The following is a 24,704-nucleotide window of genomic DNA, read 5'->3' as shown; positions in this document are numbered from 1 at the left end:
CTGGACGATCTTCTCCGGCGGTGCAATCATGCGGCGCAACCCGCCAGTTCCCCCCGCCTGGAAGGAGCCTCTGCGATGCAGGGCGACCCCGAGGTCATCGAATTCCTCAACGAGCAGCTCACGGGCGAGCTCACCGCGATCAACCAGTACTTCCTGCACGCGAAGATGCAGGAGAACTTCGGCTGGACGAAGCTCGCGAAGTACACGCGGCACGAGTCGTTCGACGAGATGAAGCACGCCGAGGTCCTGACCGACCGGATCCTCTTCCTGGACGGGCTGCCCAACTACCAGCGGCTGTTCCACGTCCGGGTGGGCCAGACCGTCAAGGAGATGTTCGAGGCGGACCGGCAGATCGAGGTCGAGGCGATCGACCGCCTCAAGCGCGGCATCAAGGTGATGCGGGAAAAGGGCGACATCACGTCCGCGAACATCTTCGAGTCGATCCTGGAGGACGAGGAGCACCACATCGACTACCTCGACACCCAGCTCGACCTGGTCGAGAAGCTCGGCGAGGCGCTCTACCTGGCGCAGCTCATCGAGCAGCCGGAGAGCTAGGGCCTGTCGCACGGATCATCCCGGCGTCGCGGGGTCCGGCACGCACGGCTCGGCCAAGAGCCGCAGCACCTCACAGCCCGGCCGGTCCAAACGACAGGCCCTAGGCGGCCTCGTCCAGACCCTGGGCCGTCGGGAGGTCGGACAGCACCGGCATGCCCTGTTCGGCGAGGTCACGGCGGGGGCAGGCGCCCCGGCCTAGGATGGCCTGGATGCGCCGCACGCACGACCCGCAGTCGGTGCCGGCCTTGCAGGCCGAGGCTATCTGGCGGGGGGTGCAGGCACCGTCCTCCGCGTGCCGCTTCACCTGCTGTTCGGTGATCCCGAAGCAACTGCAGACGTACACGCGGCTCACCTCCCGGGCGGGGTCGTAGGTCGTGCCGTCCCCGACTTTCTCGGTGAGGCAAACCTAACCTTACCCGCCGCGCAGGTGGCGTAAAAGTGGGGTGGGGCGCGGATCGAATGTGATCCGCGCCCCACAGCACGCTGTGCCCGTGCGCCTACTGGTCGCGGTACATCTCGGCGACCAGGAACGCCAGGTCGAGCGACTGGCTGCGGTTGAGCCGCGGGTCGCAGGCCGTCTCGTAGCGCTGGTGCAGGTCGTCGACGAAGATCTCGTCACCGCCGCCCACGCACTCGGTGACGTCGTCGCCGGTCAGCTCCACGTGGATGCCGCCCGGGTGGGTGCCGAGCTCCTTGTGGACCTCGAAGAAGCCCTTGACCTCGTCGAGCACGTCGTCGAAGCGGCGCGTCTTGTGCCCGGAGGCAGCCTCGAAGGTGTTGCCGTGCATCGGGTCGGTCACCCAGGCCACCACCGCGCCGGACGCCGTGACCTTCTCCACCAGCTCCGGGAGCTTGTCGCGGATCTTGTCGGCGCCCATGCGGACGATGAAGGTCAGCCGGCCCGGCTCGCGCTCCGGGTCCAGGCGCTCGATGTACTGCAGCGCCTCCTCGGCCGTGGTCGTCGGGCCGAGCTTGATGCCGATCGGGTTGCGGATGCGCGACGCGAACTCGATGTGCGCGTGGTCCAGCTGCCGCGTGCGCTCACCGATCCACACCATGTGCGCGGACACGTCGTACAGCTGCCCGGTGCGCGAGTCGACGCGGGTGAGCGCCGACTCGTAGTCCAGCAGCAGCGCCTCGTGCGACGAGAAGAACTCGACGGTCTTGAACTCCTCCGGGTCCGCCCCGCAGGCGTGCATGAAGTTCAGCGCGTTGTCGATCTCGCGGGCGAGCTGCTCGTAGCGCTGGCCGGACGGCGAGGACTTCACGAAGTCCTGGTTCCAGGCGTGCACCTGGCGCAGGTCGGCGTAGCCACCGGTGGTGAAGGCACGCACCAGGTTCAGCGTGGACGCCGACGCGTGGTACATGCGCTTGAGCCGCTCGGGGTCCGGGACGCGGGCCTCTTCGGTGAACGCGAAGCCGTTGACGGAGTCGCCCCGGTAGGTCGGGAGCGTCACGCCGTCGCGGGTCTCGGTCGGCTTGGAGCGCGGCTTGGAGTACTGGCCGGCGATCCGGCCCACCTTCACGACCGGCACCGAGGCGGCGTACGTCAGCACGGCGCCCATCTGGAGCAGTGTCTTGAGCTTGTTGCGGATGTGGTCGGCGGACACCGCGTCGAAGGCCTCGGCGCAGTCGCCGCCCTGGAGGAGGAACGCCTCTCCCTTGGCGACGGCCGCCATCCGGGCGCGCAGCTGGTCGCACTCGCCCGCGAAGACGAGCGGCGGATACGACTCGAGGTCCGCGATCGCTGCGCGCAGAGCCTCGGCGTCGGGGTACTCGGGCTGCTGCGCCGCGGGCAGGTTTCGCCAGGTGTTGCCAGCGCTCTGGCTGGTCTTAGCGTTCACGGTCACGACCTCAACATTACGGGGTGGCGTCCCGCCTTCCGTCCCGGTGCCCAGGAAGTGAGACGCGACGTACCGCCCGCGGACCTGGGGTAGGGTGCGCCGTATGTTCGCGCACTCGACCCGCACCTGGTGGTGGACCGCTCCCTCGGCGGCCCACTGACTGCGCGTACGCACCGACTTCGCGAAGGCCGCCCGAGGGGCGGCCTTCGGCGTTTCACGGCCCGGGTCGTCCCTCCTTCCCAGAAGGACCACGACGACCATGCATCTGACCGACCTGCCGGGCGACTCCCGCCCGTTCGCCCTGCTGCGCCGCCGCTCCCCCGGGCACGACCACGACGTGGTCGAGCTGCTGCTCGGGCCGGTGGCGCGGTACGACCGGCTCGCCGACCTGCCCGACGTGTGCCTCGCGCTGGTGCCGTTCCGGCAGATCCGCGAGCGCGGCTTCGACGTGCGCGACGACGGCACGCCCCTGCTGGCGCTGACACCCGAGGAGTCGTACGAGATCCCGATGGCCGACGCGCTCGCCGCGCTGCCGGACCGCGCCGTGCGCGTCGAGGACGGCGGGTTCGACGTGACCGACGAGGAGTACGAGCGCGTCGTCGGACGGGTGCTGGACGAGGAGATCGGGCGGGGCGAGGGCGCCAACTTCGTGATCCGGCGGACCTACCGCGCGGAGATCCCCGGGTTCGGGCGGGCCGACGCGCTGGCGCTGTTCCGGCGGCTGCTGGCGGGCGAGCGGGGCGCGTACTGGACGTTCGTCGTGCACACCGGGGAGCGGACCCTGATCGGGGCGAGTCCCGAGGTGCATGTGCGGATGTCGGGCGGGACGGTCGTGATGAACCCGATCAGCGGGACCTACCGCTACCCGGCCGAGGGGCCCACCCCGGAGCACCTGCTCGGTTTCCTCGCCGACGGCAAGGAGATCGAGGAGCTGTCGATGGTCGTCGACGAGGAGCTCAAGATGATGTGCACCGTCGGCGACAGGGGCGGCGTCGTCGTCGGGCCCCGGCTGAAGGAGATGGCCCACCTCGCGCACACCGAGTACGAGCTGCGCGGCCGGTCCTCGCTGGACGTGCGGGACGTGCTGAAGGAGACGATGTTCGCCGCGACCGTCACCGGGTCGCCGGTGCAGAACGCCTGCCGGGTCATCGAACGGCACGAGTCCGGCGGGCGCGGCTACTACGCCGGCGCGCTGGCCCTGATCGGCAGGGACGCGGGCGGCGCCCAGACCCTCGACTCGCCGATCCTCATCCGTACCGCCGACATCGACCCGGCCGGGCGGCTGCGGGTGCCGGTCGGCGCCACGCTCGTCCGCGGTTCGGACCCGGCGGGCGAGGTGGCGGAGACGCACGCCAAGGCGGCCGGGGTGCTGGCGGCGCTCGGGGTACGGCCGTCCCGGCCGCGCGCGGAGCGGACCGGGGCCCGGCTGGCCGACGACCCGCGGGTGCGGGCGGCGCTGGACGGGCGCCGGGCCTCGCTCGCGCCGTTCTGGCTGCGGATGCAGGACCGGTCCGAGGCGCTGACCGGGCACGCGCTGGTCGTGGACGGTGAGGACACCTTCACGGCGATGCTCGCGCACGTGCTGCGCTCCTCCGGCCTTGAGGTGACCGTCCGGCGCTACGACGAGCCGGGGCTGCGGGAGGCGGTGCTCGGGCACGCCGGGCCGGTCGTGCTGGGCCCCGGCCCCGGTGACCCCTCGGACCTCGCGGACCCCAAGATGCGGTTCCTGCGGGAGCTGACCGCCCGGGTGCTGCGCGAGCACCGGCACGGCGTGCTCGGCGTCTGCCTCGGGCACGAGCTGATCGCGGCCGAGCTGGGGCTGGAGATCGTCCGCAAGGACGTGCCGTACCAGGGGGCGCAGACGCGGATCGACCTGTTCGGGCGGAGCGAGACCGTCGGCTTCTACAACAGCTTCGTGGCGCGCTGCGACGACGAGGCGTTGCGGGAGCTGGCCGCGCACGACATCGAGGTGAGCCGGGCCGCGAACGGTGAGGTGCACGCGCTGCGGGGGCCGGGCCGTGCCGGAGGCGCGCCGGTGAACGCGGTCGCGGGCGTGCAGTTCCACCCGGAGTCGGTGCTGACGCTGAACGGCGCCGCGATCGTGCGCGAGCTGGTCGGTCAGCTGCGCGGCACGAGCATGTTGCCGGAGCGGCGGCCGGCCCGGTAGTCGAGGACGTTGCGCACGGTGGCGTCGACGATCTGGTTCACGGCGTCCACCGTGTAGTACGCCTGGTGGGACGTGACCAGGACGTTCGGGAACGTCACGAGGCGGGCCAGGGTGTCGTCCGCGATGGCCTCCAGGGACTTGTCGAGGAAGAACAGGCCCGCCTCGGCCTCGTACACGTCGAGGCCGACGCCCGTGAAGCGGCCCGCGCGCAGCTCGGCGACGAGGGCCGCGGTGTCGACGAGGCCGCCGCGGCTGGAGTTCACCAGGACCGCGTCGTCCTTCATCGCCCGCAGGGCTGCCGCGTCGATCAGGTGCTGCGTCTCGGGCATCAGCGGCACGTGCAGGCTGACCAGGTCGGCCTCGGCCAGGAGCCGCTCCTTGGGCACGTACGTCATGCCGAGCTCCACGCAGGCCGGGTTCTCGGCGACGTCCCAGCCGAGCAGTCTCATGCCGAAGCCGTGCGCGATGCGGGCGAAGGCCTCGCCGATCCTGCCGGTGCCGAGGACGCCGGCGGTGCGGCCGTGCATGTCGCGGCCCATCAGGCCGTCGAGGCGGAAGTCGAGTCGCGGGTGCGGGTGGAGGCGCGCACGACCCGGCGGTTGACGGCCATGGCGAGGGTCCAGGCGAACTCGGCGACCGCGTACGGCGAGTAGGACGAGACGCGGGCGATCGTCATGCCGAGGCGCTCGGCGACGTCGAGGTCGATGTTGTTGAAGCCCGTGGAGCGCTGGGCGACCATGCGGGTGCCGCCGGCGGCGAGGATCTCCAGGACGCCGGCGCCGAGGTCGGCGTTGACGCTGGAGGAGACGATCTCGTGCCCGGCGGCGATGGGCGCGGTGTCCTGGTTGAGGAAGACGTCCAGACAGCGCACCGGGTGGTGCTCCCGGAACGCCCGCTCGATCAGGGGCCGTTCGTCGGCCTGCACTCCGAACGCCAGGATTTCCACGGGGTTCTCCAAGGGGGTGGAGCGGGACGGACGGGGGAACGTCACCCGGACCGGGCGGGCGGTGAACCTCACCCGAAGAAGACGCCGACCTCCGCGTAGCGGGCCGGGTCCACCTGCTTCAGGCCGGCCACCGCCTCCCGCAGGGGGACGCGGACGATGTCCGTGCCGCGCAGCGCGACCATCGTGCCGAACGCGCGGTCCCGGACGCAGTCGACGGCGTGCAGCCCGAAGCGGGTGGCGAGCCAGCGGTCGAACGGACTGGGCGAGCCGCCGCGCTGGGTGTGGCCCAGCACCGTGGTGCGGGCCTCCTTGCCGGTGCGGTGCTCGATCTCCGCCGCCAGCCACTCCCCCACGCCCGACAGCCGCACCTGCCCGGTCGCGCCGCCCCTGAGGACCACGCGGCCCTCCTTCGGCACGGCCCCGTCGGCGACGACCACGATCGGCGAGTACGACGCCCTGAACCGGGACGTCACCCAGCCGCACACCTGCTCGACGTCGAAGGGCTGCTCGGGGATGAGGATGACGTTGGCGCCGCCGGCCAGGCCGGAGTGCACCGCGATCCAGCCGCTCTCCCCGCCCATCACCTCCACGACGAGCACCCGCTTGTGGGACTCGGCGGTGGTGTGCAGCCGGTCGATGGCCTGGGTGGCGACGCCGACGGCGGTGTCGAAGCCCACCGTGTAGTCGGTGCCGGGCAGGTCGTTGTCGATCGTCTTGGGCACGCCGACGCAGGGAACGCCGTGCTCGTCGGCGAGCCGCGCGGCCGTGCCGAGGGTGTCCCGGCCGCCGATCGTGACGAGCGCCTCCACCTCCAGCTCGGCGAGGGTGTCCTTGATGCGGCCGACCCCGTTCTCGTGCGCCAGCGGGTCGGTGCGCGAGGAGCCGAGGATGGTGCCGCCGCGGGGCAGCGTGCCGCGCACCGCGGGAATGTCCAGGGGGACGGTCTCCCGCTCCAGCGCCCCGAGCCAGCCGTCCCGGAAGCCGACGAACTCGTAGCCGTACTCCTGCACGCCCTTGCGGACGACGGCCCGGACCACGGCGTTCAGCCCCGGGCAGTCACGGCCTCCGGTCAGTACTCCGACCCGCATGATGGGAATGTCCCTCCGCCGTGTTGTCCCGACGGGTCCACGCTAGCGGGCGGACGGCGCTTCGGGTGGGATCACTCGTCGTCCAGTCCGCGTTCTATGGCGTAGCGGACGAGTTCCACGCGGTTGTGGAGCTGCAGCTTGCCGAGGGTGTTCTGGACGTGGTTCTGGACCGTGCGGTGCGAGATGACGAGGCGTTCGGCGATCTGCTTGTAGCTCAGGCCCTTGGCGACCAGGCGCAGCACCTCGGTCTCGCGGTCGGTCAGCCGCGGGGCGCGGGACTGGTCCGCGTCCGGGGCGGCGGCCGGGGCCGGTTCGGAGGCCAGGCGGCGGTACTCGCCGAGGACCAGACCGGCGAGGCCCGGCGTGAAGACGGGGTCGCCGGCGGCCGTACGGCGCACCGCGTCGAGGAGTTCCTCGGTGGACGCCGACTTCAGCAGGTAGCCGGTGGCGCCGGACTTCACGGCCTCCAGGACGTCGGCGTGCTCGCCGCTCGCGGACAGCACGAGGACCCGCACCGCCGGATTGTCGGCGACGACCTCCTTGCAGACCTGGACGCCGGGCTTGGCGGGGAGGTTCAGGTCGAGGACCAGCACGTCGGGCCCGGCGGCCCTGGCGCGGCGCACCGCCTGGTCGCCGTCGCCCGCGGTGGCGACCACGTCGAAGCCGGACTCGGCGAGGTCGCGGGCGACGGCGTCGCGCCACATGGGGTGGTCGTCGACCACCATGACTCTGATCGGGGCCTGCTGTTCAGTCATCGCTCGTGGCCTTCCCCCGTGCGTGCGTCGCGCGCGCCGCGTCCGCCGTGTCCTTCGGTACCTTCAGTTCGACCTCCGTGCCCTGCCCCGGGACGGAGATCAGTTCCGCGCTGCCGCCGAGGTCGCGCAGCCGGCCGCGGATCGACTGGGCCACGCCGAGCCGCCCCTCGCCCTCGGCCTGCGCGAGACGGCCCTCGGGGATGCCGGGCCCGTCGTCGCGTACGGTCACCACGATCTCGCCGGGCTCGTCCTCGACGAGGATCCACGCGCGCGCGTGCTCCCCGGCGTGCTTGCGGACGTTGTCCAGGGCGGCCCCGACGGCCGCGGCGACCTCGCGCGCGGCGCCGGGCGCGAGCGGCACCGGGGCGCCGGGCTCGGCGAGGCTGACGCCTGCGCCGGCGTACGGGGCGAGCAGCGCCCGCAGGTCGACGGGGTCGTCCCCGGCCGCGTCGTCGTCCTCCTCCACGGCCCGTACGACGGCGCCCTGGGAGGCGTCGTACGACACCCGGGAGACCGGCACCATGCCGCCGGAGACGAGGTTGCGCAGCGCCACCTCCTGCTCGCCGGCCATGCGGCCCAGCTCGGCCGCCTCGCCGCCGATGACGGCGCCGCGCCGCTGCACCATCGCCAGCACCTGAAGGACGCCGTCGTGGATGTCGCGGGCGAGCCGCTCCCGCTCGCGGGTGGCGGCCTCGATCTCCAGGGCGCGGGCGAGGGTGCGCTCGGAGGCGCGGGCGACCTCGACGACGTAGCCGATGGCGATGGAGGCGACCCAGACGAGGATGACGTTGTGGACGGTGTCGCGGGCGGGGCTGCCGCGTTCGATCAGGTTGGCGACGGCGACGAGCGTGGAGGCGAGGGCCGCCCAGCGCCAGCCGCCCTTGATCGCGAAGGCGAGGACGGCGCCGGCGGTCCATATCGACGGCAGCGTCGGGCCGCCCGCCTGGACCCGCTCGTGGGCGTCGGCGACCGGCGTGAGCAGGATGCCGGTGAGCGCGACGGTGAGGTCGGCGGCGAGGAACCCCCTGGTGCAGCTGTCGGCGCCCGCGACCCGGGGCAGGGTGGCCAGGGTCCACACGGTCAGCACGGCGAAGTAGGCGACGGCGACCCAGGGGCGGGCGAACTCGTCGTGGGTGGTGGCGAAGATCCCGACCGCGTACACCAGCGTGAGCACCCGGTAGCCGGCGAGCGCGCGCCACAGCGGCTGCTCGACCGACATCCTCATGACTCTCTCGCGTCTGGCCATGTCCCCCACCCCCGGCCGCGGCCCCCGCGGGGGTCCGGACCGCTCCGCCCGGCCCGCGTCGCGCGGGCCGGTCCGCCGTGCTCGGCTCTACTCGCCCTGCTTCTCGGCGACCTGCTCGCGGGCCGCCCTCTCCTTGTGCGCCTGGTCCTTCCCGGCCTGCGCGAGCGCGGCCTTCGCCGCCCTCGCGGCCTCCTTCTCGGCCTTGGCCGCCTCCGCCAGCTGCCGCTTCATGGCGGTGGCGTACATGTCGACGTACTCCTGGCCGGACAGCTTCATGATCTCGTACATGACCTCGTCGGTCAGCGCGCGCAGGACGAAGCGGTCGTGCTCCATGCCCTGGTAGCGGCTGAAGTCCAGCGGCCGACCGATCCGGATGCCCGGGCGCATCAGCTTCGGGACGACCTTGCCGGGCGGCTGGATCTTCTCGGTGTCGATCATGGCGACCGGGATGACGGGCGCTCCGGTGGCGAGCGCCACGCGCGCGAGGCCGCCCGGCTTGCCGCGGTACAGGCGGCCGTCGGGCGAGCGGGTGCCCTCCGGGTAGATGCCGAACAGCTCGCCACGCTCCAGCACTTCGATGCCGCTCCTGACGGCGGCCTCGCCCGCGCCGCGCGCGCCGGAGCGGTCGACCGGGAGCTGGCCGACGCCCTTGAAGAAGGCGGCGGTCATCCGGCCCTTGAGTCCGGGCGTGGTGAAGTACTCGGCCTTCGCGATGAAGGTGACCTTGCGGTCGAGGACCGCGGGCAGGAAGAAGGAGTCCGAGAACGACAGGTGGTTGCTGGCCAGAATGGCCGGGCCCTCGGCGGGAATGTGCTCCAGGCCTTCGACCCAGGGTCGGAAGGCGAGTTTCAACGGCCCCCCGACGGTGACCTTCATCGCGCCGTAAAACAACCGAGTGCCTCCTGTGTCTGTCGCTCAGACCTTATCCCGGAGCACTGTCGAACGGCCCGACGGCCCTGGTCGGTGTCAGTGCCGTCGCGTACGGTGAAGTACCCGCGAGCGATACGCGCGAGCGGAGTCCCCGCATTCGACGTGTCAGCCTCTTCACGAACAGGAGACCGAAGGTGCCGGTCCTCCCCGGAGCCGAGCCGTTCCGCCACGAGGGCGGGGAGGTCGGCGTGCTCCTCTGTCACGGCTTCACCGGTTGCCCGCAGTCGTTGCGCCCCTGGGCGGACCGCCTCGCCGAGCGCGGTCTGACCGTCTCGCTGCCGCTGCTGCCCGGGCACGGCACCCGCTGGGAGGACCTGCAGCTCACGGGCTGGCCCGACTGGTATGCGGAGGTGGACCGCGAGCTGCGGGCCCTGCGCGAGCGCTGCGCGCGCGTGTTCGTGGCCGGCCTGTCGATGGGCGGCGCGCTGGCGCTGCGGCTGGCGGCCCGGCACGGCGCCGCGGTGGACGGCGTCGTGGTGGTCAACCCGGCGAACAAGGTGCACGGCCTGTCCGCGTACGCCCTGCCCGTGGCCCGGCATCTGGTGCGGACGACGAAGGGCATCGCGAGCGACATCGCCAAGCCGGGCGCCACCGAGGTGGGTTACGACCGGGTGCCGTTGCACGCGGCGCACTCGCTGCGCGCCTTCTTCCGGGTCGTGGACCGTGAGCTGCCGCAGGTCACCCAGCCGTTGCTGCTGCTGCGCAGCCCGCAGGACCATGTCGTGCCGCCCGCCGACTCGGCGCGGATCCTGAGCCGGGTGTCCTCCACGGACGTGACGGAGATCGTGCTGGAACAGAGTTACCACGTCGCGACGTTGGACCTTGACGCGGACCGGATCTTCGAGGAGAGCCTCTCGTTCATCGCCCGGATCGCACCCGGTGTCGGCAAGGAAGGGACGGCCGTAGGTGGCTGAGCACGACTCCGACCGTGAGGACCGCGAGCCGGACGAGAAGGGCGCGCCGCTGGACGAGGACGCGGCCTGGGCGGCCATCGTCGCGGGGTACGGCGACGAGCCCCCGGACCCGCCGGGCGCCAAGCCGTTCAAGTCGATCGAGGACCTGGCGCTGCTGGAGTCCGAGACGAACACGGAGCCGGAGGCGCCGGCGCGCAAGGCCCCGGCCGGCGACGACGAGCCGGAGGAGGAGCGGCCCGCGTCCGCCCGGCCGGTGGGCAGCTCCGTGTCGTTCGCGCCCGGGATCGGGCCGCGCGACTACTCGGTGGCCGAGCCCTCGGAGGAGGACTTCGAGGAGGACGACGAGGGCCACTTCGTACCGCCGGAGCCGCCGCCGCTGCCGGAGGCCGACGTGACCGCCAAGTTCGCCTGGCTGGGCGTGCTCGGCGGCCCGGTGCTGCTTCTGCTGGCGGTGCTGCTCGGCTGGGACATGACGTGGTGGCTGACGACGCTCGGCATCGGCGGCTTCCTCGGCGGGTTCGTCACGCTGGTGATGCGGATGACCCCGGGCGACGAGGAGGAGGACGACCCGGGCCGGGGCGCGGTGGTCTGACACAGCCGGGGGCCGTCGCACGGCCGTGGCGGCGGTGAGAGCCGTCGTCACCCGGCCGGGCACGGTGCGCGGTGGCTGCGAGGGCTGCCGCCCCGTCAGCCGGCCGGCACTCTGAGGGCGGCCAGGACCGGCAGGTGGTCGGTGGCGGCCCGCAGGTCCGCGCCGGTCACACCGGGGTGGCCGAGCGGTACGCCGCAGCCGAGTACCTCGATGCCCTTCGTCGCGAAGATCGCGTCGATGCGCTGGTGCGGGTCGACCGGGGTGGAGGTGTACTCGCCTCCCCAGGGCGCCGCGGCCCAGCAGTCCTGGAGCCCGTCGGCGAGCCGCCGGAAGGTGCGCCCGCCGGGGCGTTCGTTGAGGTCGCCGCCCGCGACGGCGTGCTCCGTGCCCAGGGCGGCGAGCCGGTCGAGGAGCATGCCGGCCTGCTCGTGACGCTCGTCCTTCTGCAGGCTCAGATGGCAGCTCAGGACACCGAGCCGGGCACCGCCGAACCGTACGACGGCGGTGGCGAAACCGCGCCGGTGCAGCCCCGGGGTGAGGGGCAGCAGCACGTCCTCGGTGTGTTCGACGGTGGCCCGCAGGCCGCACAGGATCGCCGGACCCGCCGCTGTGGCCCCGCCCGAGACGATCACCTGCCCCGATGCGGCCGCGAGCCGGGCCAGCTTCTTGCGCCAGCGGAAGAAGCGCGGCGCCTCCTGGAGGAGAACCAGATCGGGCGCGCAGGCGCGGACGACGCGGGCGAGCGCGGCGGTGTCGTCGCGCAGGGAGCGGACGTTGTAGCTCAGGACGCGGATGACGGCGGAACCGTCGGCTTCGGTCCGGGAGTCGGGCAGCTCGGGCGTCGCCATGCTGATCAAGATACGCCGCACCGGCCGCCTCGTCCGGCACGTCACCCGGAGGAGGGACGGCGCGGTCCGGCCGGACACGGCGGCGCCCGCCGACCCCCTTCTGCGGGAGCTGCGGCGGGCGCTGCGGTGTGCTGTCGCGGAGCCGGTTACATCACCGGGTCGGGCTCGCGGGCGAGGTCCGCGGCGCCGACCAGACCGGCCTTGTTGCCGAGCTGGGCGGCCAGGACGTCGGCCACCGGACGCCAGTTGCCGCCGACGAGCCAACGCTTGTATGACTTGCGGATCGGGTCCAAGACCAGTTCGCCCTCGTCGGACAGGCCGCCGCCGACGATGAAGGCGGACGGGTCGAAGAGGGAGGCGAGGTCGGCGAGACCGGCGCCGACCCAGCGGGCCAGCTCGCGGTAGGAGTCGACGGCCACCGGGTCGCCCTGCCGGGCGGCCATGGAGATGTGCTTGCCCTCGATGCCGTCCGGGGAGCCGTCGCCCATCCCGAGCAGCACCTCCGCGTTCTCCGGTGTGGCGTTGGCGCGCTGCTTGGCGTACCGCACGAGGGCGCGGCCGGAGGCGTACTGCTCCCAGCAGCCCTGCGAGCCGCAGCCGCACAGCAGGCCGTCCGGCACCATGCGGATGTGGCCGAACTCGGCGGCCACGCCGAAGTGCCCGCGGCGCAGCTTGTTGCCGATGATGATGCCGCCGCCGAGGCCGGTGCCGAGCGTGATGCAGATGACGTTGCGGTGGCCCTTGCCCGCGCCGAACCTGTACTCGCCCCAGGCGGCGGCGTTGGCGTCGTTCTCCACGACGACCGGGAGACCCACGCGGGCCTCGACCTTTTCCTTCAGCGGCTCGTTGCGCCAGTGGATGTTGGGCGCGAAGTAGACCTCGGAGCGCTGGCGGTTGACGTAGCCGGCGGCGCCGATGCCCACGCCGACGATCTCGTGCCCCGCGCGCGCTCCCTCCACCGCGGAGGCGATGGCGTCCACGATGCCCTCGGGCGTGCCCGGGGTCGGCACCTTGTGGGTCGAGAGGATGTTGCCTTCCTCGTCGACCACGCCGGCCGCGATCTTCGTGCCGCCGATGTCGACGCCGATGGTGAGTCCCATGAATCCCTCAGTTTCGGTCGAGCCCCGCTACGGCCAACCGTACCCGAGGGGAGGGTCAGTCCAAGTCGATGTGCTGCCCCGGTCCACTACCTGGACCGTCCTTGTCGTCTCTGTCGTCTCTGTCGTCCCGCTCGCCCGGATCGCGAGGGTCCGCCCCGCCGCTCGTCCAGCGCCGCTCCTGGGCCTGGACGGCGGAGCGGTACGCGGCGAGCAGCTCGCCGCCGGCGGCGGCCAGGTGGTCGAAGACGTCCGGGTTGCGCTCGATGACGGGTTCCACGGCGGCCTTGGCCTGCTGGACGACCTGCCGTACGGCCTGCTGCGCGGCGGGTCCCGCGGCTCCCAGGAGGGGGGACTGGAGGTCGGACAGCCTGTCGGCGACCGCGTCCACGAGCTTGCGCAGTTCCTCGGCGGCCGAGCCGGGGGGCGGTCCGTACTGGGTGCGGCGGCGGGCCTGCTCCGCTTCGAGGTCCTCCGCGGCGGCGGTCGCCCAGGCGTCGGCGTCCGCGTCGGACACCCGGACCTCGTCGGCCGCCTCGGGCTCGGGGGCGTCGGGCGCCGGGCGCTCTTCGCTCATGACGGCCTCCTGACTACGGTTCGTCCCTCCGACGTTACCGGAAGGTGCGCTCCCCGTTCACCGGGTGCGCGGCCACAGCCGCGGGTCCGGCGCGAACCGGATGCGCAGTTCGCCGTCGCGCAGGGCGGCGCCCTCGACCGTGCAGCGGCGCAGCGCGGACGGCAGCGGCACGATGCGGCGGAACGGGCCGGCGGTGACGACGAGTTCGTCGCCGCGCCGGACGAGGTCGAGGTCGTCGCGCTCGGCGCCGGGCAGCGGGATGTGCCAGACGAGCACGCCGTCGTCGGCGATGCGGTCGGTGACGGGCCATGCGACGGGAGGCGCGTCCGTCGGGGCGCCGGGTACGGCGAGGGCCTGGAGGTCGTCGGTGCCGCGCGGGTCACGGCCGAGGTGGGCGACGAGGCGGACGTCGTACGACTCGTGCCACTCCGCCAGCGTCTTGCGCTGCTGGGCGACGGGGCCGGCGAGCCAGGTGTCGTGGCCGGTCTCGGGCAGGACGCGGTTGGCGACCAGCAGGTCGGTGCGCAGGCCGCGCAGGGCGAGGCCGAGGCGTGCGATGCGGACGGCGTCGGCGCCGGCCGGGCCGGGCTCGGCGACCAGCCGTACGACGGTGTCGCGGTCGGCGACGACGGCCTCGGTGGCGGCGAGTTCCACGTCCCAGCGGGCGGCCGACTCGTACAGCCACTCGGCGGGCAGGGGGACGCCGGCGAGCCGGCCGAGGACGGGGCGCAGGGCGCGGGCGGCCTGCCGCTCGGGCGGGAGGAGGCGGCGCAGGTAGCGGCGCAGTTCCTCGGGCAGGGCGAGCAGGGCGAGGGCCTGCGGGGCGGGCGGCAGGTCGACGACGAGGAGGTCGTGGGCCTCGGACAGCGCGGCGTCGCGCAGGGCGCGCAGCAGGGCGAGTTCCTCGGCGCCGGGCAGCGGGGTGAGTTCCTCGGGGTCGAGGCGGGAGGCGCCGACGAGGTCGAGGGCTCCGGAGACGCGGTCCTGGAGGGCCGTGAGGTCGGCGCGGAAGTCGTCGGCGGGGTCGGGGCGCCAGGCGGTGAGGTTCGGGGCGACCGTCCTCGGGGCCGGGCCGGTGCTCGTGCCGAGGGCGGCGCCGAGGGTGTCGGCGCGGTCGGTGGTGAGCAGGAGGGTGCGGGTGCCCTCGCGGGCGGCGTGCAGGGCGGTGGCCGCGGCGAGGGTGGTACGGCCGGTGCCGCCCGGGCCGGTCAGCAGGAGGGTGCGCATGCGTTGAACGTAACGGATGCGGGGGCGCTCCCCGGGGTGGCTGGGGCGTGGGGTTGTCCTCCGGGGGCGGGGCGTTGTCCCCCCGGCGTGGGTGGGTGCGAGGCGTTGTCCCCGGGGGTGGGGTGCGCGGCCCGGCGTCGCGGGGTGCGCCCGCGCCCACCCGTGCCGCCCCAGCGGCCCGACTGCCCGCGGCCGGGCAGGACGTCGACCCGCAGGATGCGCGGCGCGCCGACCCTCGCCCCCCTCGGGGGCACAAGCACCCGCAGCCCCCGTGAACCCGCGGAGCGGTTACGCTCCCGATTCCACCCTCTTCTTCAGGCCCGCCAGCGCGCGGTCGATGATGACCTTCTCCGCCTTGCGCTTGATCATGCCGAGCATGGGGATCTTGACGTCCACCGTGAGGCGGTACGTGACCTCCGTGGTGCCCTTGGCGGTCGGCTTCAGGCTGTAGACGCCGTCCAGGGAGCGCAGCATCTGGGACTTGACCAGGGTCCAGGAGACCTCGTGGTCGCCGGTCCAGGTGTAGGCGAGGGTCTGGTCGTCCTTGATCGCGCCCGCGTCCATGACGAGGCGGACCTGCTCGGCGCGGCCCCGGTCGTCCGTCTTGATGACCTCGGCCTCCTTCACCTCGCCGGTCCAGTCCGGGTAGCGGGCGAAGTCGGCGATCACCCCCATGACATCGGCCGGTGCCGCCTCGATCGTGATGCTCGAGCTGGTGTGTTCCGCCATCGACGTGGCTCCTCCAGATGCGGGCCGGTAAGGGCTCGTCACGCGCCGGGACCGACGTCGCGCGCGGACGTGAGTGTGTGCAGCGTGAAGGCTACCGCGCGGCGATCGCTCCGGATTCACCCCACCTGCGCGGGCCTCACCACTCCAGCGCCCAGGGCCGTCCGGTCCCGGCGAAGTGGCCGACGTTCACGCACTCGGTCGCCCCGATCCGCATGCGCCGCGCGAGCGGCTGGTGCACGTGGCCGAAGAGGGCGTACCGGGGGCGGGTGCGGCGGATCGCGTCCAGCAGCGCCCGGCTGCCCCGCTCGAAGCGCCGCGCCACCGTGTCGTAGACCAGCTCGGGAACCTCCGGCGGGATGTGCGTGCACAGCACGTCGACCTCGCCGACCGCCTCGATCTTCGCGGCGTACTCCTCGTCGCTGATCTCGTACGGCGTGCGCATCGGGGTGCGCAGTCCGCCGCCGACGAAGCCGAAGACCCGGCCGCCGATCTCGACGCGCTCGCCGTCCAGGACGGTGGTGCCGGGTCCGGCGTACTCGTGCCACAGGCGCGGCATGTCGACATTGCCGTACGTGGCGTACGTCGGTGCGGGGAACGCGGCGAACAGCTCGGCGTACTGCTTGCGCACCGCTTTCTCGATCACGGCGGCGCGGTCGGTGCCGATGCCGGCCCACAGCCGCGCCCCGAACTCCCGTGCCTCCTCGAAGCGGCGGGCGGTGCGCAGCTCGACGATGCGGTCGGCGTTCTCGACGCCGAACAGGTCGGGGAAGATGCCGCGGGAGTGGTCGGCGTAGTCGAGGAAGAGGACGAGGTCACCCAGGCAGATCAGGGCGTCGGCGCCGTCACCGGCCCTCGCCAGGTCACGGGCGTTGCCGTGCACGTCGCTGACGACGTGCACGCGCGTCCTGCGGTTACCGGCTCGTGTGGGGGCCATGACGATCAAGGGTAGGCGTGTGCGGCACACGTGAACAGTGGCGACCCGACCTGCGGTTACTCGCAAGTCACAAAAGCCCTGGACTACTGTGCGCGAAGAAACACCAATCCGTGTGACGCAGCGAACATCTCGCCGGGCCCCCCTGTCGAAGACGCCATACCGGCGGGTAACGTCCGGGCAGTCCAGTCGTGCTCAGGTATTCAACCAGCGGGCTCCGCCCCGTGGCCGAACCTCTGAGCACCTGCCCGAGCCTTGGACCGCACCGTCGCATCGCACAACGTCGTGGCGCCGGCGCCCTATGAGGAGCAGCAGTCTTGCGCGAGTTCAGCCTTCCGGCTTTGTACGAGGTCCCTGCGGACGGCAATCTGACCGACATCGTCCGCAGAAACGCCGCGCAGCATCCGGACGTCGCCGTCATCGCCCGCAAGACCGGCGGCGCCTGGCAGGACGTGACGGCACGGGATTTCCTCGCCGAGGTGCACGCCGCCGCCAAGGGCCTCATCGCCTCCGGCGTCCAGCCGGGCGACCGGGTCGCCCTGATGTCGCGCACCCGCTACGAGTGGACGCTGCTGGACTTCGCGATCTGGTGCGCGGGCGCGGTCACCGTGCCGGTGTACGAGACCAGTTCCCCGGAGCAGGTGCAGTGGATCCTCGGCGACTCCGGCGCGACCGCCTGCGTGGTCGAGCTGGACACGCACGCCGCGGCCGTCGAGTCGGTGCGCAACGGGCTGCCCGAGCTGAAGCACGTCTGGCAGATCGAGGCGGGCGCGGTCGAGGAGCTGGGCCGGCTCGGTCAGGACGTCACGGACCGGACGGTCGAGGAGCGCAGCTCGGTCGCCCGCGCCGACGACCCGGCGACCATCGTCTACACCTCCGGCACCACCGGCCGCCCCAAGGGCTGTGTGCTGACCCACCGCAGCTTCTTCGCGGAGTGCGGCAACGTGGTCGAGCGGCTGCGCCCGCTGTTCCGCACCGGCGAGTGCTCGGTGCTGCTGTTCCTGCCGCTGGCGCACGTCTTCGGGCGGCTGGTGGAGATCGCGCCGATGCTCGCGCCGATCAAGCTGGGCTGCGTCCCCGACATCAAGAACCTCACCGACGAACTGGCCGCGTTCCGGCCGACGCTGATCCTCGGCGTGCCGCGCGTCTTCGAGAAGGTCTACAACTCGGCGCGCGCCAAGGCGCAGGCCGACGGCAAGGGCAGGATCTTCGACAAGGCGGCGGACACGGCCATCGCCTACAGCAAGGCGCTGGACACCCCGTCCGGGCCGTCCGTCGGCCTGAAGATCAAGCACAAGGTGTTCGACAAGCTGGTCTACAGCAAGCTGCGCACGGTGCTGGGCGGCAAGGGCGAGTACGCCATCTCCGGCGGCGCCCCGCTCGGCGAGCGCCTCGGGCACTTCTTCCGGGGCATCGGCTTCTCGGTGCTGGAGGGCTACGGCCTGACCGAGTCCTGCGCCGCGACCGCGTTCAACCCCTGGGACCGGCAGAAGATCGGCACGGTCGGCCAGCCGCTGCCCGGCTCGGTGATCCGCATCGCCGACGACGGCGAGGTGCTGCTGCACGGCGAGCACCTCTTCAAGGAGTACTGGAACAACCCTGGCGCGACCGAGGAGGCGCTCGCCGACGGCTGGTTCCACACCGGCGACATCGGCACCCTCGACGAGGACGGCTACCTGCGGATCACCGGCCGCAAGAAGGAGATCCTGGTGACCGCCGGCGGCAAGAACGTCGCCCCGGCCGTGATCGAGGACCGTATCCGGGCGCACGCGCTGGTCGCGGAGTGCATGGTGGTGGGCGACGGGCGGCCGTTCGTGGGCGCGCTGGTCACCATCGACGAGGAGTTCCTGGGCCGCTGGGCCGCCGAGCACGGCAAGCCCGCGGGCGTCACGGCGGCGGAACTGCGCGACGACCCGGACCTGAACGCCGCGATCCAGTCGGCGGTCGACGATGGCAACGCGGCGGTGTCGAAGGCGGAGTCGGTGCGCAGGTTCCGCATCCTCCCCTCGCAGTTCACGGAGGAGTCGGGGCATCTGACGCCGTCGCTGAAGCTGAAGCGGAACGTGGTGGCGAAGGACTACGCGCACGAGATCGAGGCGATCTACGCGAAGTGACTCCGTCGGTGAGCGGGGGGGCGCCTTGAGGGTGCCCCCTTCGCCGTCGGCGGCTTTCCGTCGTCCGTGGCTGCGCAGTTGTCCGCGCCCCTTCGGGGCGCTGTACTACAGCAGCGTTTTGAGCTTTTCCGCCAGGAGGTCCCAGCGCCACTTCTCCTCGACCCAGGCCCGGCCCCGCTCCCCCATCCGGCGGCGCAGCTCGGCGTCCCCGAGGAGGGCGACGATCCGCTCGGCGGCCTGCTCGGCCGAGCCGCCCTCCACCACCCAGCCGGTCTCGCCGTCGAGCACCGCGTCGGGCGCGCCGCCCGAGTCGCCGGCGACGACGGGCAGACCGGTCGCGGAGGCCTCCAGGTAGACGATGCCGAGTCCTTCGACGTCGAGTCCGCCGCGCCGGGTCCGGCACGGCATCGCGAACACGTCGCCGGCGCCGTAGTGGGCGGGCAGCTCGGACCAGGGCACGGAACCCGTGAAGCGCACGGAACCGGCCACCCCGGTGTCGCGGGCGAGCCGGCGCAGGTCCTTCTCGTAGGGGCCGCCGCCGACGATCAGCAGCACGGCGTCCGGCTCGGCGGCCAGGATGCCCGGCATGGCCTCGATGAGCGTGTCCTGCCCCTTGCGCGGCACCAGCCGGGAGACGCACACGACGACGGGCCGGTCGGTCAGCCCGAGCCGGGCCCGCACCTCCTCGCCGCCGGAGCCGGGGTGGAAGGTCTTCTCGTCGACGCCGGGCGGCAGCTGCGCCATCCGGGCCGCCGCCCCGGGGGTGAGCGCGCCGGCGATGCGTGAGCGCGTGTACTCGCCGAGGTAGGTGAGCGTGTCGGTGCCCTCCCCGATGCGGCGCAGCAACTGCCGGGCGGCGGGCAGCTGGGCCCAGCCCGCCTCGTGGCCGTGGGTGGTGGCCACGATCCGCTCGGCGCCCGCCCTCCGCAGCGCCGGTGCCATCAGCCCGAGGGGTGCCGCCGCCCCGAACCACACCGAGGTGCAGCCGTGCTCACGCAGCAGCCCGACGGCCCGCCGGGTGGCCCCCGGCGTCGGCAGCAGCATCGTCGTCCGGTCGCGGACGACCGTGAAGGGCTGCTCGGCGTCGAAGGCGGCGGTCGCCCGCCGGCCCTCCGCGCCGTGCTTCCAGGTGGAGGCGTAGACGACGAGCCGGTCCGGGTCGAGGCGCAGCGCCATGTTGTGCAGGAACGCCTGGATTCCGCCGGGCCGGGGCGGGAAGTCGTTGGTCACGATCAGGGTCTTGTGCATCGTCGCCGACCCTACCCAACCCGCTGTTCACGGGCGTGCCCGACCGGGCTGGGTGGCAGGCGCCGGGCCGTCCACGACATCATGGCCCCATCGGGCGGCGAGCGGACGGGGCAGGGATCACGTGAAGACGACGGGCGTGCGGCGGTACCTGGTGCCGCTGCTGGCGGTCTGGGCCCTGACGCGGCTGCCCCTGATGCTGTTCGTCCTGAAGGTGTACGTCTTCCCCGGCCCGGACGTCACGAGCGACGTGTCCGGGATCTACCGGGGCTGGTACGAGGTGCTGCGCACCGGGACGTTCCCCCTGGACGACGTCACCTGGCAGTACCCGCCGGCGGCGGCGCTGGCGATCCTCTCCCCGGCGGCGCTGCCCTTCCTGGACTACGCGACGGCGTTCTTCGTGCTGGCCTGCCTCGCGGATCTGGTCGTCCTCGCCCTGCTGGCGTACGCGGGCCGCCGCCCCGGCCTGTCCCCGCGCGGCGCCTGGGTGTGGGTGGCGGGCATGCCGCTGCTCGGCCCGACCGTGTACGCGCGCTACGACGTGATGGTCACGGCGGTCGCGGTGGCGGCGCTGCTGGCGGGGGCCCGGCATCCACGGGCGATGGGCGTGCTGGCGGGCCTGGGCGCCCTGCTCAAGGTGTGGCCGGCGCTGGTGCTCCTCGCCGTCCGGCGGCGCTCGGCGTGGGCCGCGGCGGCGCTGACCGGCGCGGTGCTGGCGGGGCTTTTCGCCGTGACGATGCCGGGGGCGTTCGCGTTCCTCACCTACCAGCGCGACCGGGGCACCGAGGTGGAGTCGCTCGGCGCGCTGGTGTTCCACGTGGCCCGGCAGTTCGGCTGGAGCGGCGAGGTGCTGCTCAACTACGGCTCGGTGGAGTTCCTCGGCCCGTACGTGGACGTGGTGAGCTCGGCGGCGCTGTTCCTCACCGGCATGGCGTTCGGCTGGCTGCTGCTGTGGCGGCTGCTGGCGCGGCGGTTCGAGGCGCACACGGTCGCGGACGCGGCGTTCGTGGCGGTGCTGATGTTCACGACCACGAGCCGGGTGATCAGCCCTCAGTACCTGGTGTGGCTGGTCGGGGTGGCGGCCGTGTGCCTGTGCCACCCGGCGAGCCGGATGCGGCTGCCCGTCGGGATGGTGCTGGCGGCGTCCTTCGTGACGGTGCTGGAGTTCCCGCTGTGGTTCGCGCACGTCGTCGCCAGTGACGCGCTGGGCGTCGGCCTGCTGTTCGTCCGCAACGGCCTGCTGCTGGCGGCCACCCTCGTCGCGGCGGTCCGCCTGTGGCGCGCGACCGTCCCGGGTGCGGCACCGGCGCTCGACGCGGTCGTCCCGGCGCCGCTCAGCCGAACTCCGACCGCAGGTAGTCCCGCCACTCGGCCGTGAAGTCCTCCAGGGTGGTGCCGAGCACCCGGCTCAGGGCGCTTTCGACCGCCCCGGACCGTCCCCCGTGGCCGCCGACGGCCCGGTAGAACTCACCGAGGCGTTCCTCGTCCCAGCGGTCCGCGATCATCCGGCAGGCCATCCAGCCGCTCTCGTAGGCCCGCGCCAGCGCGTTCGCGTCGCCGTCGAAGCCGAAGTCGCCGTCCTTGGGCAGCCCGGCCGGCAGCCGCCCCCCGGTGACGGCGGCGGCCAGCTCGGGCGCGGCCTGTTCCGGCGTGCGGTCGGTGCCGCGGTAGCCGACCCAGTCGGCGTAGCCCTCGGACAGCCACAGCGGGGTCGCGGGGGTGGTGTGGGCGCGGGTGGCGACGTGGGTGGTCTCGTGGGTGAGGACGACCTGCCGGCCGACGGAGCCGAGCATCCCGTACGCGTCCGGGTTCACGACGACCCGGTCCGCGGGTGCCGTGTCGCGGGCGCCGGTCTCGCCGGTGGTGACCGCCGCTATCCCGCGGTAGGACGAGGCGGGCGACCCCAGCAGCCCGGCCATGCCCTCCAGCGACTCCGGTACGAGCACGACGACCTGCCGGGACCATGCGGTGTGCCAGGCGTCCGACACGGCCGGCACCGCGCGGTCGGCGAGCCCGGCGAAGCGGTCCAGCGCGGCGCGGGACTGGCCGACGCCGAGGACGAGGCTGTGCGTGCCGTGGACGACCCGCACGGCGCCCTGGTCCCACAGCTGCTGCGCGGACTTCCTCGCGGGCCGGTCGGAGTCCACGGACCACTGTCCGTCCGCGTCCCGGCTCAGCTCCAGGGTGCGGGCCGTGGTGACGGGGGCGCGGTCGAACCCGCGGACGCGGTAGCGCAGTTCGGTGTCGGCGGTGACCGTGTCGCCGCTGCGCCGCACGTCCTTCACGCGGTACGTCCAGTCGTCCAGCGGCACGGCCCGCAGGTTGTCGTACCCGGCCCGGGCGCCGGTGCGCAGCAGGGCCCGCTCGTCGCGGTCGAGGAGGGCCTCGGCGCGCCGGTCCAGGACCCGCTGGACGTCGGCCCGCAGCGGTTCGGTGTCCGGCCGTCCGCCGCACGCCACGAGGGAGACGAGCAGCAGGCACAGCGCCACCACCGAGGAACCCGACACCCGCCTTCGACCCGCCACCTTCCCGAGGGTAAGGGCGAAGCGGCGTGCGGGTCAGACCCTGGTGACGGAGGAGACCGGCATCATGCCCACCGGGTCGTAGCGCACCGGGGCCCCCGGGCGGGGTGCGTGGATCACCTGGCCGTTGCCGGCGTACATCCCGATGTGGCTGGCGTCGGACCGGTAGGTGACCAGGTCACCGGGGCGGGCCTCGGAGAGCGGGACCTGCCGGCCGGCGTACCGCTGCGCCTGGGAGGTGCGCGGCAGGGCGACCCCGGCCTGCGCGTACGACCACTGGGTCAGACCCGAGCAGTCGAAGGCGGCGGGGCCGTTGGCGCCCCAGACGTAGGGCTTGCCGAGGGCTGCCCGGGCGGCGGCGAGGGCCGCTGCGGCCCGCCCGGAGGCCGGGGCGTCGCCCCCGGGGCCGAACAGGTCGGCGCGGCCGGTGCGGGAGGCGCGGTCGTAGGCGGCGCGCTCGTCGTCCGACAGGGAGTTCAGCAGCCGCCGGGCCGCGGCGAGTTTCCGTTCGACGGTCTTCTTGTGGGCGGCGACGGCCTTGCGGCTCCGGTCGAGTTCGGCGACCTTGCGGGCCGCCTCCGCGCGTTCCTGGGCGAGTTCGCGCAGGGCCTTCCGCAGAGTGCGCAGTTCGCCGGCCTGGCGGGCGCCGATCCGGTCGAGCACGGCCGCCTTGTCGAGGTAGTCGTCCGGTTCGGAGGTGAGCAGCAGGGCGACGGCCGGGTCGATGCCGCCCTCGCGGTACTGGGCGCCGGCCAGGGAACCGAGCGCCTCCCGCAGGGTGTTGACGTGCTGCTGCTGGCGGGCGATGCGGCCTTGCGCGTCGCGGACCTGCCGGCGCAGCGTGCCGGCGCGTTCGCCGGCCTTGTTGTAGGCCTCGGTGGCCTGCTCCGCGGCGGTGTGGAGGCGGTCGACCTCGGCGCGCGTGTCGTCGAGTGGCGCGGCCGGGGCCGAGGGGGCCGGTACGGCGCCGAGGGCGGCGGCCGCGGCGGACAGCACGCCGAGCGCGGCGGCCGCGCCCCGGTCGAGGCCGGACGGTGCAACGCGACGATGGGAACCCACGGGAAGCCGCACTCCTTCCGCTGGCGGACAGGTCCGCTCCCCGGTGCCGGGAGGGCCCGGCGGTGAGGGAAGCGCGGCAGACAGTAACCCCGGGACGGGGCGCCCACCAACGACCGCCGTGTGCACGCACGGTGACGCCCCGCCGCTGACGCAGGTCACCGGCGGGGCGTGGGGTCGGCACCGCGATGCGCAATTCGCCCGTTCGGGCGGTACGGCGTGCGGGCCTGAAGAGGTGCGGGAGGGGGCCGGGGTCAGACCCGGACGCCCCACATGAAGGGGCCGCCGATGGTGTTCATCGACTCGTAGCGGACCACCGTGCCGGTGCGCGGGGCGTGTATGACCTGGCCGTTGCCCGCGTACAGGCCGACGTGGTGCAGGTCGTTGAAGAAGAACACCAGGTCGCCGACCTGGAGGTCGCCGACGGAGCTGATGCGGGTGCCTATCTGGGACTGCGCCTCGGAGGTGCGGGGGATGGACACCCCGGCCTGGGCGTACGCCCACGAGGTCAGGCCCGAGCAGTCGAAGGAGGACGGGCCGGTGGCGCCGTAGACGTAGGGCGAGCCGAGCTTGGACTGGGCGGCGGCGTAGGCCGCGGCGGCCCGGCCGGAGGCGGCGGAGTTGGAGCCGCTGAGGGCCTCGCGCTCGCTGCTGCGGGTGGCGCGTGCCTCCTCGGCGGCGAGGGCGGCCTTCTCCTTGGCGCTGAGGGTGTTGAGCAGCTTCTGCGCGGCGGCGAGCTTGCTCTGGACTTCCTTCTTCTTCTTGCCGAGCTCGGTCCTGGTGGACGCCAGGTCCTTGAGCTTCTCGGAGGCCTCGGCGCGCTCCTGGGCGAGCTCGCGCTGCTTGTCCTGGATCTTCTTCAGCGCCTCGACCTGCTGGCTGCTCAGCTGGTCGAGCGTGGACGCCTTGTCGAGGTAGTCGTCCGGGTCGGCGGAGAGGAACAGCTGGACGGAGGGGTCGATCCCACCGGAGCGGTACTGGGCGCTGGCCATCGAACCCAGGCCGTCGCGCAGGTCGTTGAGCTCTTCCTGACCGCGTGCGACGTTGTCCTGGATGGTGGAGATCTCCTTCTGGAGCTTCTCCTGCTTCTCCCTGGCCCCGTTGTACTTCTCGGTGGCGTGCTCTGCCTGCTCGTAGAGCTTGTCCACCTTGGCCTTGACTTCGTCCTTGCTCGGCTTCTCGCTGGGCGCGGCGTTGGCGGCCTGGGAGCTGAGGGCGACGGCAGCGGCGGCTGCGGTGGTCAGCACGGTCACACGGGTGCGACTCGGCTGCTTGGGTCGACGGTGGGACGCCACGGGGGCGAGCTCCTTCTCCTCAGTGA

At 73.1% G+C, this 24,704-nt stretch carries 23 protein-coding genes and 1 pseudogene; 7 read left to right on the top strand and 17 right to left on the bottom strand.

All coding sequences use genetic code 11. The features are described from left to right. Positions 1 to 75 precede the first annotated feature (75 nt). On the top strand, positions 76 to 555 hold the full coding sequence (bfr, locus tag QC282_RS06255) for a bacterioferritin (RefSeq protein ID WP_279548193.1): 480 nt from the start codon (positions 76 to 78) through the stop codon (positions 553 to 555). Between the two features lie 100 nt (positions 556 to 655). Here the strand turns inward: bfr and QC282_RS06250 are convergent, their stop codons facing one another. Then, on the bottom strand, positions 656 to 907 hold the full coding sequence (locus tag QC282_RS06250; protein WP_279548192.1) for a (2Fe-2S)-binding protein: 252 nt from the start codon (positions 905 to 907) through the stop codon (positions 656 to 658). A gap of 145 nt (positions 908 to 1,052) precedes the next feature. Next, positions 1,053 to 2,405: a class II 3-deoxy-7-phosphoheptulonate synthase gene (locus tag QC282_RS06245; protein WP_279548191.1), complete on the bottom strand. Its 1,353-nt coding sequence runs from the start codon at positions 2,403 to 2,405 to the stop codon at positions 1,053 to 1,055. A 97-nt stretch (positions 2,406 to 2,502) separates the two neighbouring features. Here QC282_RS06245 and QC282_RS32395 point away from each other — a divergent pair, with 97 nt between their 5' ends. Together QC282_RS32395 and QC282_RS06240 are read left to right on the top strand one after the other, a co-directional pair. Further along, a complete protein-coding gene (locus tag QC282_RS32395) occupies positions 2,503 to 2,559 on the top strand; it encodes a trp operon leader peptide (RefSeq protein ID WP_121888102.1) in 57 nt (18 codons plus the stop codon). A gap of 99 nt (positions 2,560 to 2,658) precedes the next feature. Beyond that, entirely contained in the window at positions 2,659 to 4,566 is a 1,908-nt protein-coding gene (locus QC282_RS06240) for an anthranilate synthase family protein (RefSeq protein ID WP_279548190.1), read from the top strand. On the opposite strand, the pseudogene QC282_RS06235 reads toward QC282_RS06240, so the two are convergent. The 5 genes and pseudogenes from QC282_RS06235 to QC282_RS06215 form a co-directional block, all read right to left on the bottom strand. Next, positions 4,518 to 5,512: pseudogene (locus QC282_RS06235) on the bottom strand (2-hydroxyacid dehydrogenase). The gene QC282_RS06240 and the pseudogene QC282_RS06235 overlap by 49 nt on opposite strands. A 68-nt stretch (positions 5,513 to 5,580) precedes the next feature. Then, entirely contained in the window at positions 5,581 to 6,600 is a 1,020-nt protein-coding gene (locus tag QC282_RS06230; RefSeq protein ID WP_279548189.1) for a 6-phosphofructokinase, read from the bottom strand. A 71-nt stretch (positions 6,601 to 6,671) separates the two neighbouring features. Then, a complete protein-coding gene (locus QC282_RS06225) occupies positions 6,672 to 7,355 on the bottom strand; it encodes a response regulator transcription factor (protein ID WP_279548188.1) in 684 nt (227 codons plus the stop codon). Then, positions 7,348 to 8,601 (bottom strand): MacS family sensor histidine kinase, encoded by a 1,254-nt coding sequence (macS, locus tag QC282_RS06220; RefSeq protein WP_279548187.1) that lies wholly within the window; start codon positions 8,599 to 8,601, stop codon positions 7,348 to 7,350. Before macS ends, QC282_RS06225 begins: the two co-directional genes overlap by 8 nt. An 87-nt stretch (positions 8,602 to 8,688) precedes the next feature. Continuing rightward, positions 8,689 to 9,477: a lysophospholipid acyltransferase family protein gene (locus QC282_RS06215; protein WP_279548186.1), complete on the bottom strand. Its 789-nt coding sequence runs from the start codon at positions 9,475 to 9,477 to the stop codon at positions 8,689 to 8,691. 188 nt (positions 9,478 to 9,665) lie between these two features. On the opposite strand from QC282_RS06215, the gene QC282_RS06210 reads away from it, so the two are divergent. Further along, positions 9,666 to 10,445 carry a carboxylesterase gene (locus tag QC282_RS06210; RefSeq protein ID WP_279548185.1) on the top strand — a complete coding sequence of 260 codons (780 nt, stop codon included), beginning with the start codon at positions 9,666 to 9,668 and terminating at the stop codon, positions 10,443 to 10,445. Next, complete coding sequence (locus tag QC282_RS06205; protein WP_279548184.1) at positions 10,438 to 11,037, top strand: hypothetical protein; 600 nt, start codon at positions 10,438 to 10,440, stop codon at positions 11,035 to 11,037. The genes QC282_RS06210 and QC282_RS06205 overlap by 8 nt, the downstream gene beginning before the upstream one ends. Positions 11,038 to 11,132: 95 nt before the next feature. On the opposite strand, the gene QC282_RS06200 is transcribed toward QC282_RS06205, so the two are convergent. The 6 genes from QC282_RS06200 to QC282_RS06175 form a co-directional block, all read right to left on the bottom strand. Next, complete coding sequence (locus QC282_RS06200; RefSeq protein ID WP_279548183.1) at positions 11,133 to 11,885, bottom strand: endonuclease/exonuclease/phosphatase family protein; 753 nt, start codon at positions 11,883 to 11,885, stop codon at positions 11,133 to 11,135. A gap of 146 nt (positions 11,886 to 12,031) precedes the next feature. Further along, positions 12,032 to 12,985 (bottom strand): ROK family glucokinase, encoded by a 954-nt coding sequence (locus QC282_RS06195; RefSeq protein WP_279548182.1) that lies wholly within the window; start codon positions 12,983 to 12,985, stop codon positions 12,032 to 12,034. 55 nt (positions 12,986 to 13,040) lie between these two features. Beyond that, entirely contained in the window at positions 13,041 to 13,559 is a 519-nt protein-coding gene (locus tag QC282_RS06190) for a DUF5304 family protein (protein WP_279548181.1), read from the bottom strand. Positions 13,560 to 13,616: 57 nt separating this feature from the next. Continuing rightward, positions 13,617 to 14,786, bottom strand: coding sequence for an ArsA family ATPase (locus QC282_RS06185; RefSeq protein WP_279548180.1), 1,170 nt, complete (start codon positions 14,784 to 14,786; stop codon positions 13,617 to 13,619). A 288-nt stretch (positions 14,787 to 15,074) separates the two neighbouring features. Further along, positions 15,075 to 15,515: an SRPBCC family protein gene (locus tag QC282_RS06180; protein WP_279548179.1), complete on the bottom strand. Its 441-nt coding sequence runs from the start codon at positions 15,513 to 15,515 to the stop codon at positions 15,075 to 15,077. Between the two features lie 136 nt (positions 15,516 to 15,651). Beyond that, complete coding sequence (locus tag QC282_RS06175) at positions 15,652 to 16,449, bottom strand: metallophosphoesterase (RefSeq protein ID WP_279548178.1); 798 nt, start codon at positions 16,447 to 16,449, stop codon at positions 15,652 to 15,654. A 314-nt stretch (positions 16,450 to 16,763) separates the two neighbouring features. On the opposite strand from QC282_RS06175, the gene QC282_RS06170 reads away from it, so the two are divergent. Beyond that, positions 16,764 to 18,560 (top strand): AMP-dependent synthetase/ligase, encoded by a 1,797-nt coding sequence (locus QC282_RS06170; RefSeq protein WP_279548177.1) that lies wholly within the window; start codon positions 16,764 to 16,766, stop codon positions 18,558 to 18,560. Between the two features lie 105 nt (positions 18,561 to 18,665). Here the strand turns inward: QC282_RS06170 and QC282_RS06165 are convergent, their stop codons facing one another. Continuing rightward, complete coding sequence (locus QC282_RS06165; RefSeq protein ID WP_279548176.1) at positions 18,666 to 19,808, bottom strand: glycosyltransferase family 4 protein; 1,143 nt, start codon at positions 19,806 to 19,808, stop codon at positions 18,666 to 18,668. 121 nt (positions 19,809 to 19,929) lie between these two features. On the opposite strand from QC282_RS06165, the gene QC282_RS06160 reads away from it, so the two are divergent. Further along, the gene (locus tag QC282_RS06160; RefSeq protein ID WP_279548175.1) at positions 19,930 to 21,183 is read left to right on the top strand and encodes a glycosyltransferase 87 family protein; all 1,254 of its coding nucleotides are present in this window, start codon (positions 19,930 to 19,932) and stop codon (positions 21,181 to 21,183) included. Here QC282_RS06160 and QC282_RS06155 read toward each other — a convergent pair. The 3 genes from QC282_RS06155 to QC282_RS06145 form a co-directional block, all read right to left on the bottom strand. Further along, complete coding sequence (locus tag QC282_RS06155) at positions 21,140 to 22,330, bottom strand: hypothetical protein (protein WP_279548174.1); 1,191 nt, start codon at positions 22,328 to 22,330, stop codon at positions 21,140 to 21,142. The genes QC282_RS06160 and QC282_RS06155 overlap by 44 nt on opposite strands. A gap of 33 nt (positions 22,331 to 22,363) precedes the next feature. After that, on the bottom strand, positions 22,364 to 23,386 hold the full coding sequence (locus QC282_RS06150) for an NlpC/P60 family protein (protein ID WP_279548173.1): 1,023 nt from the start codon (positions 23,384 to 23,386) through the stop codon (positions 22,364 to 22,366). Between the two features lie 251 nt (positions 23,387 to 23,637). Beyond that, the gene (locus tag QC282_RS06145; RefSeq protein ID WP_279548172.1) at positions 23,638 to 24,678 is read right to left on the bottom strand and encodes an NlpC/P60 family protein; all 1,041 of its coding nucleotides are present in this window, start codon (positions 24,676 to 24,678) and stop codon (positions 23,638 to 23,640) included. Positions 24,679 to 24,704: the final 26 nt, after the last annotated feature.

Origin of the sequence: Streptomyces sp. DH24, from assembly GCF_029813775.1 — a bacterium.
Lineage (GTDB): Bacteria > Actinomycetota > Actinomycetes > Streptomycetales > Streptomycetaceae > Streptomyces.
This window is presented reverse-complemented; position numbering and strand designations above follow the sequence as displayed.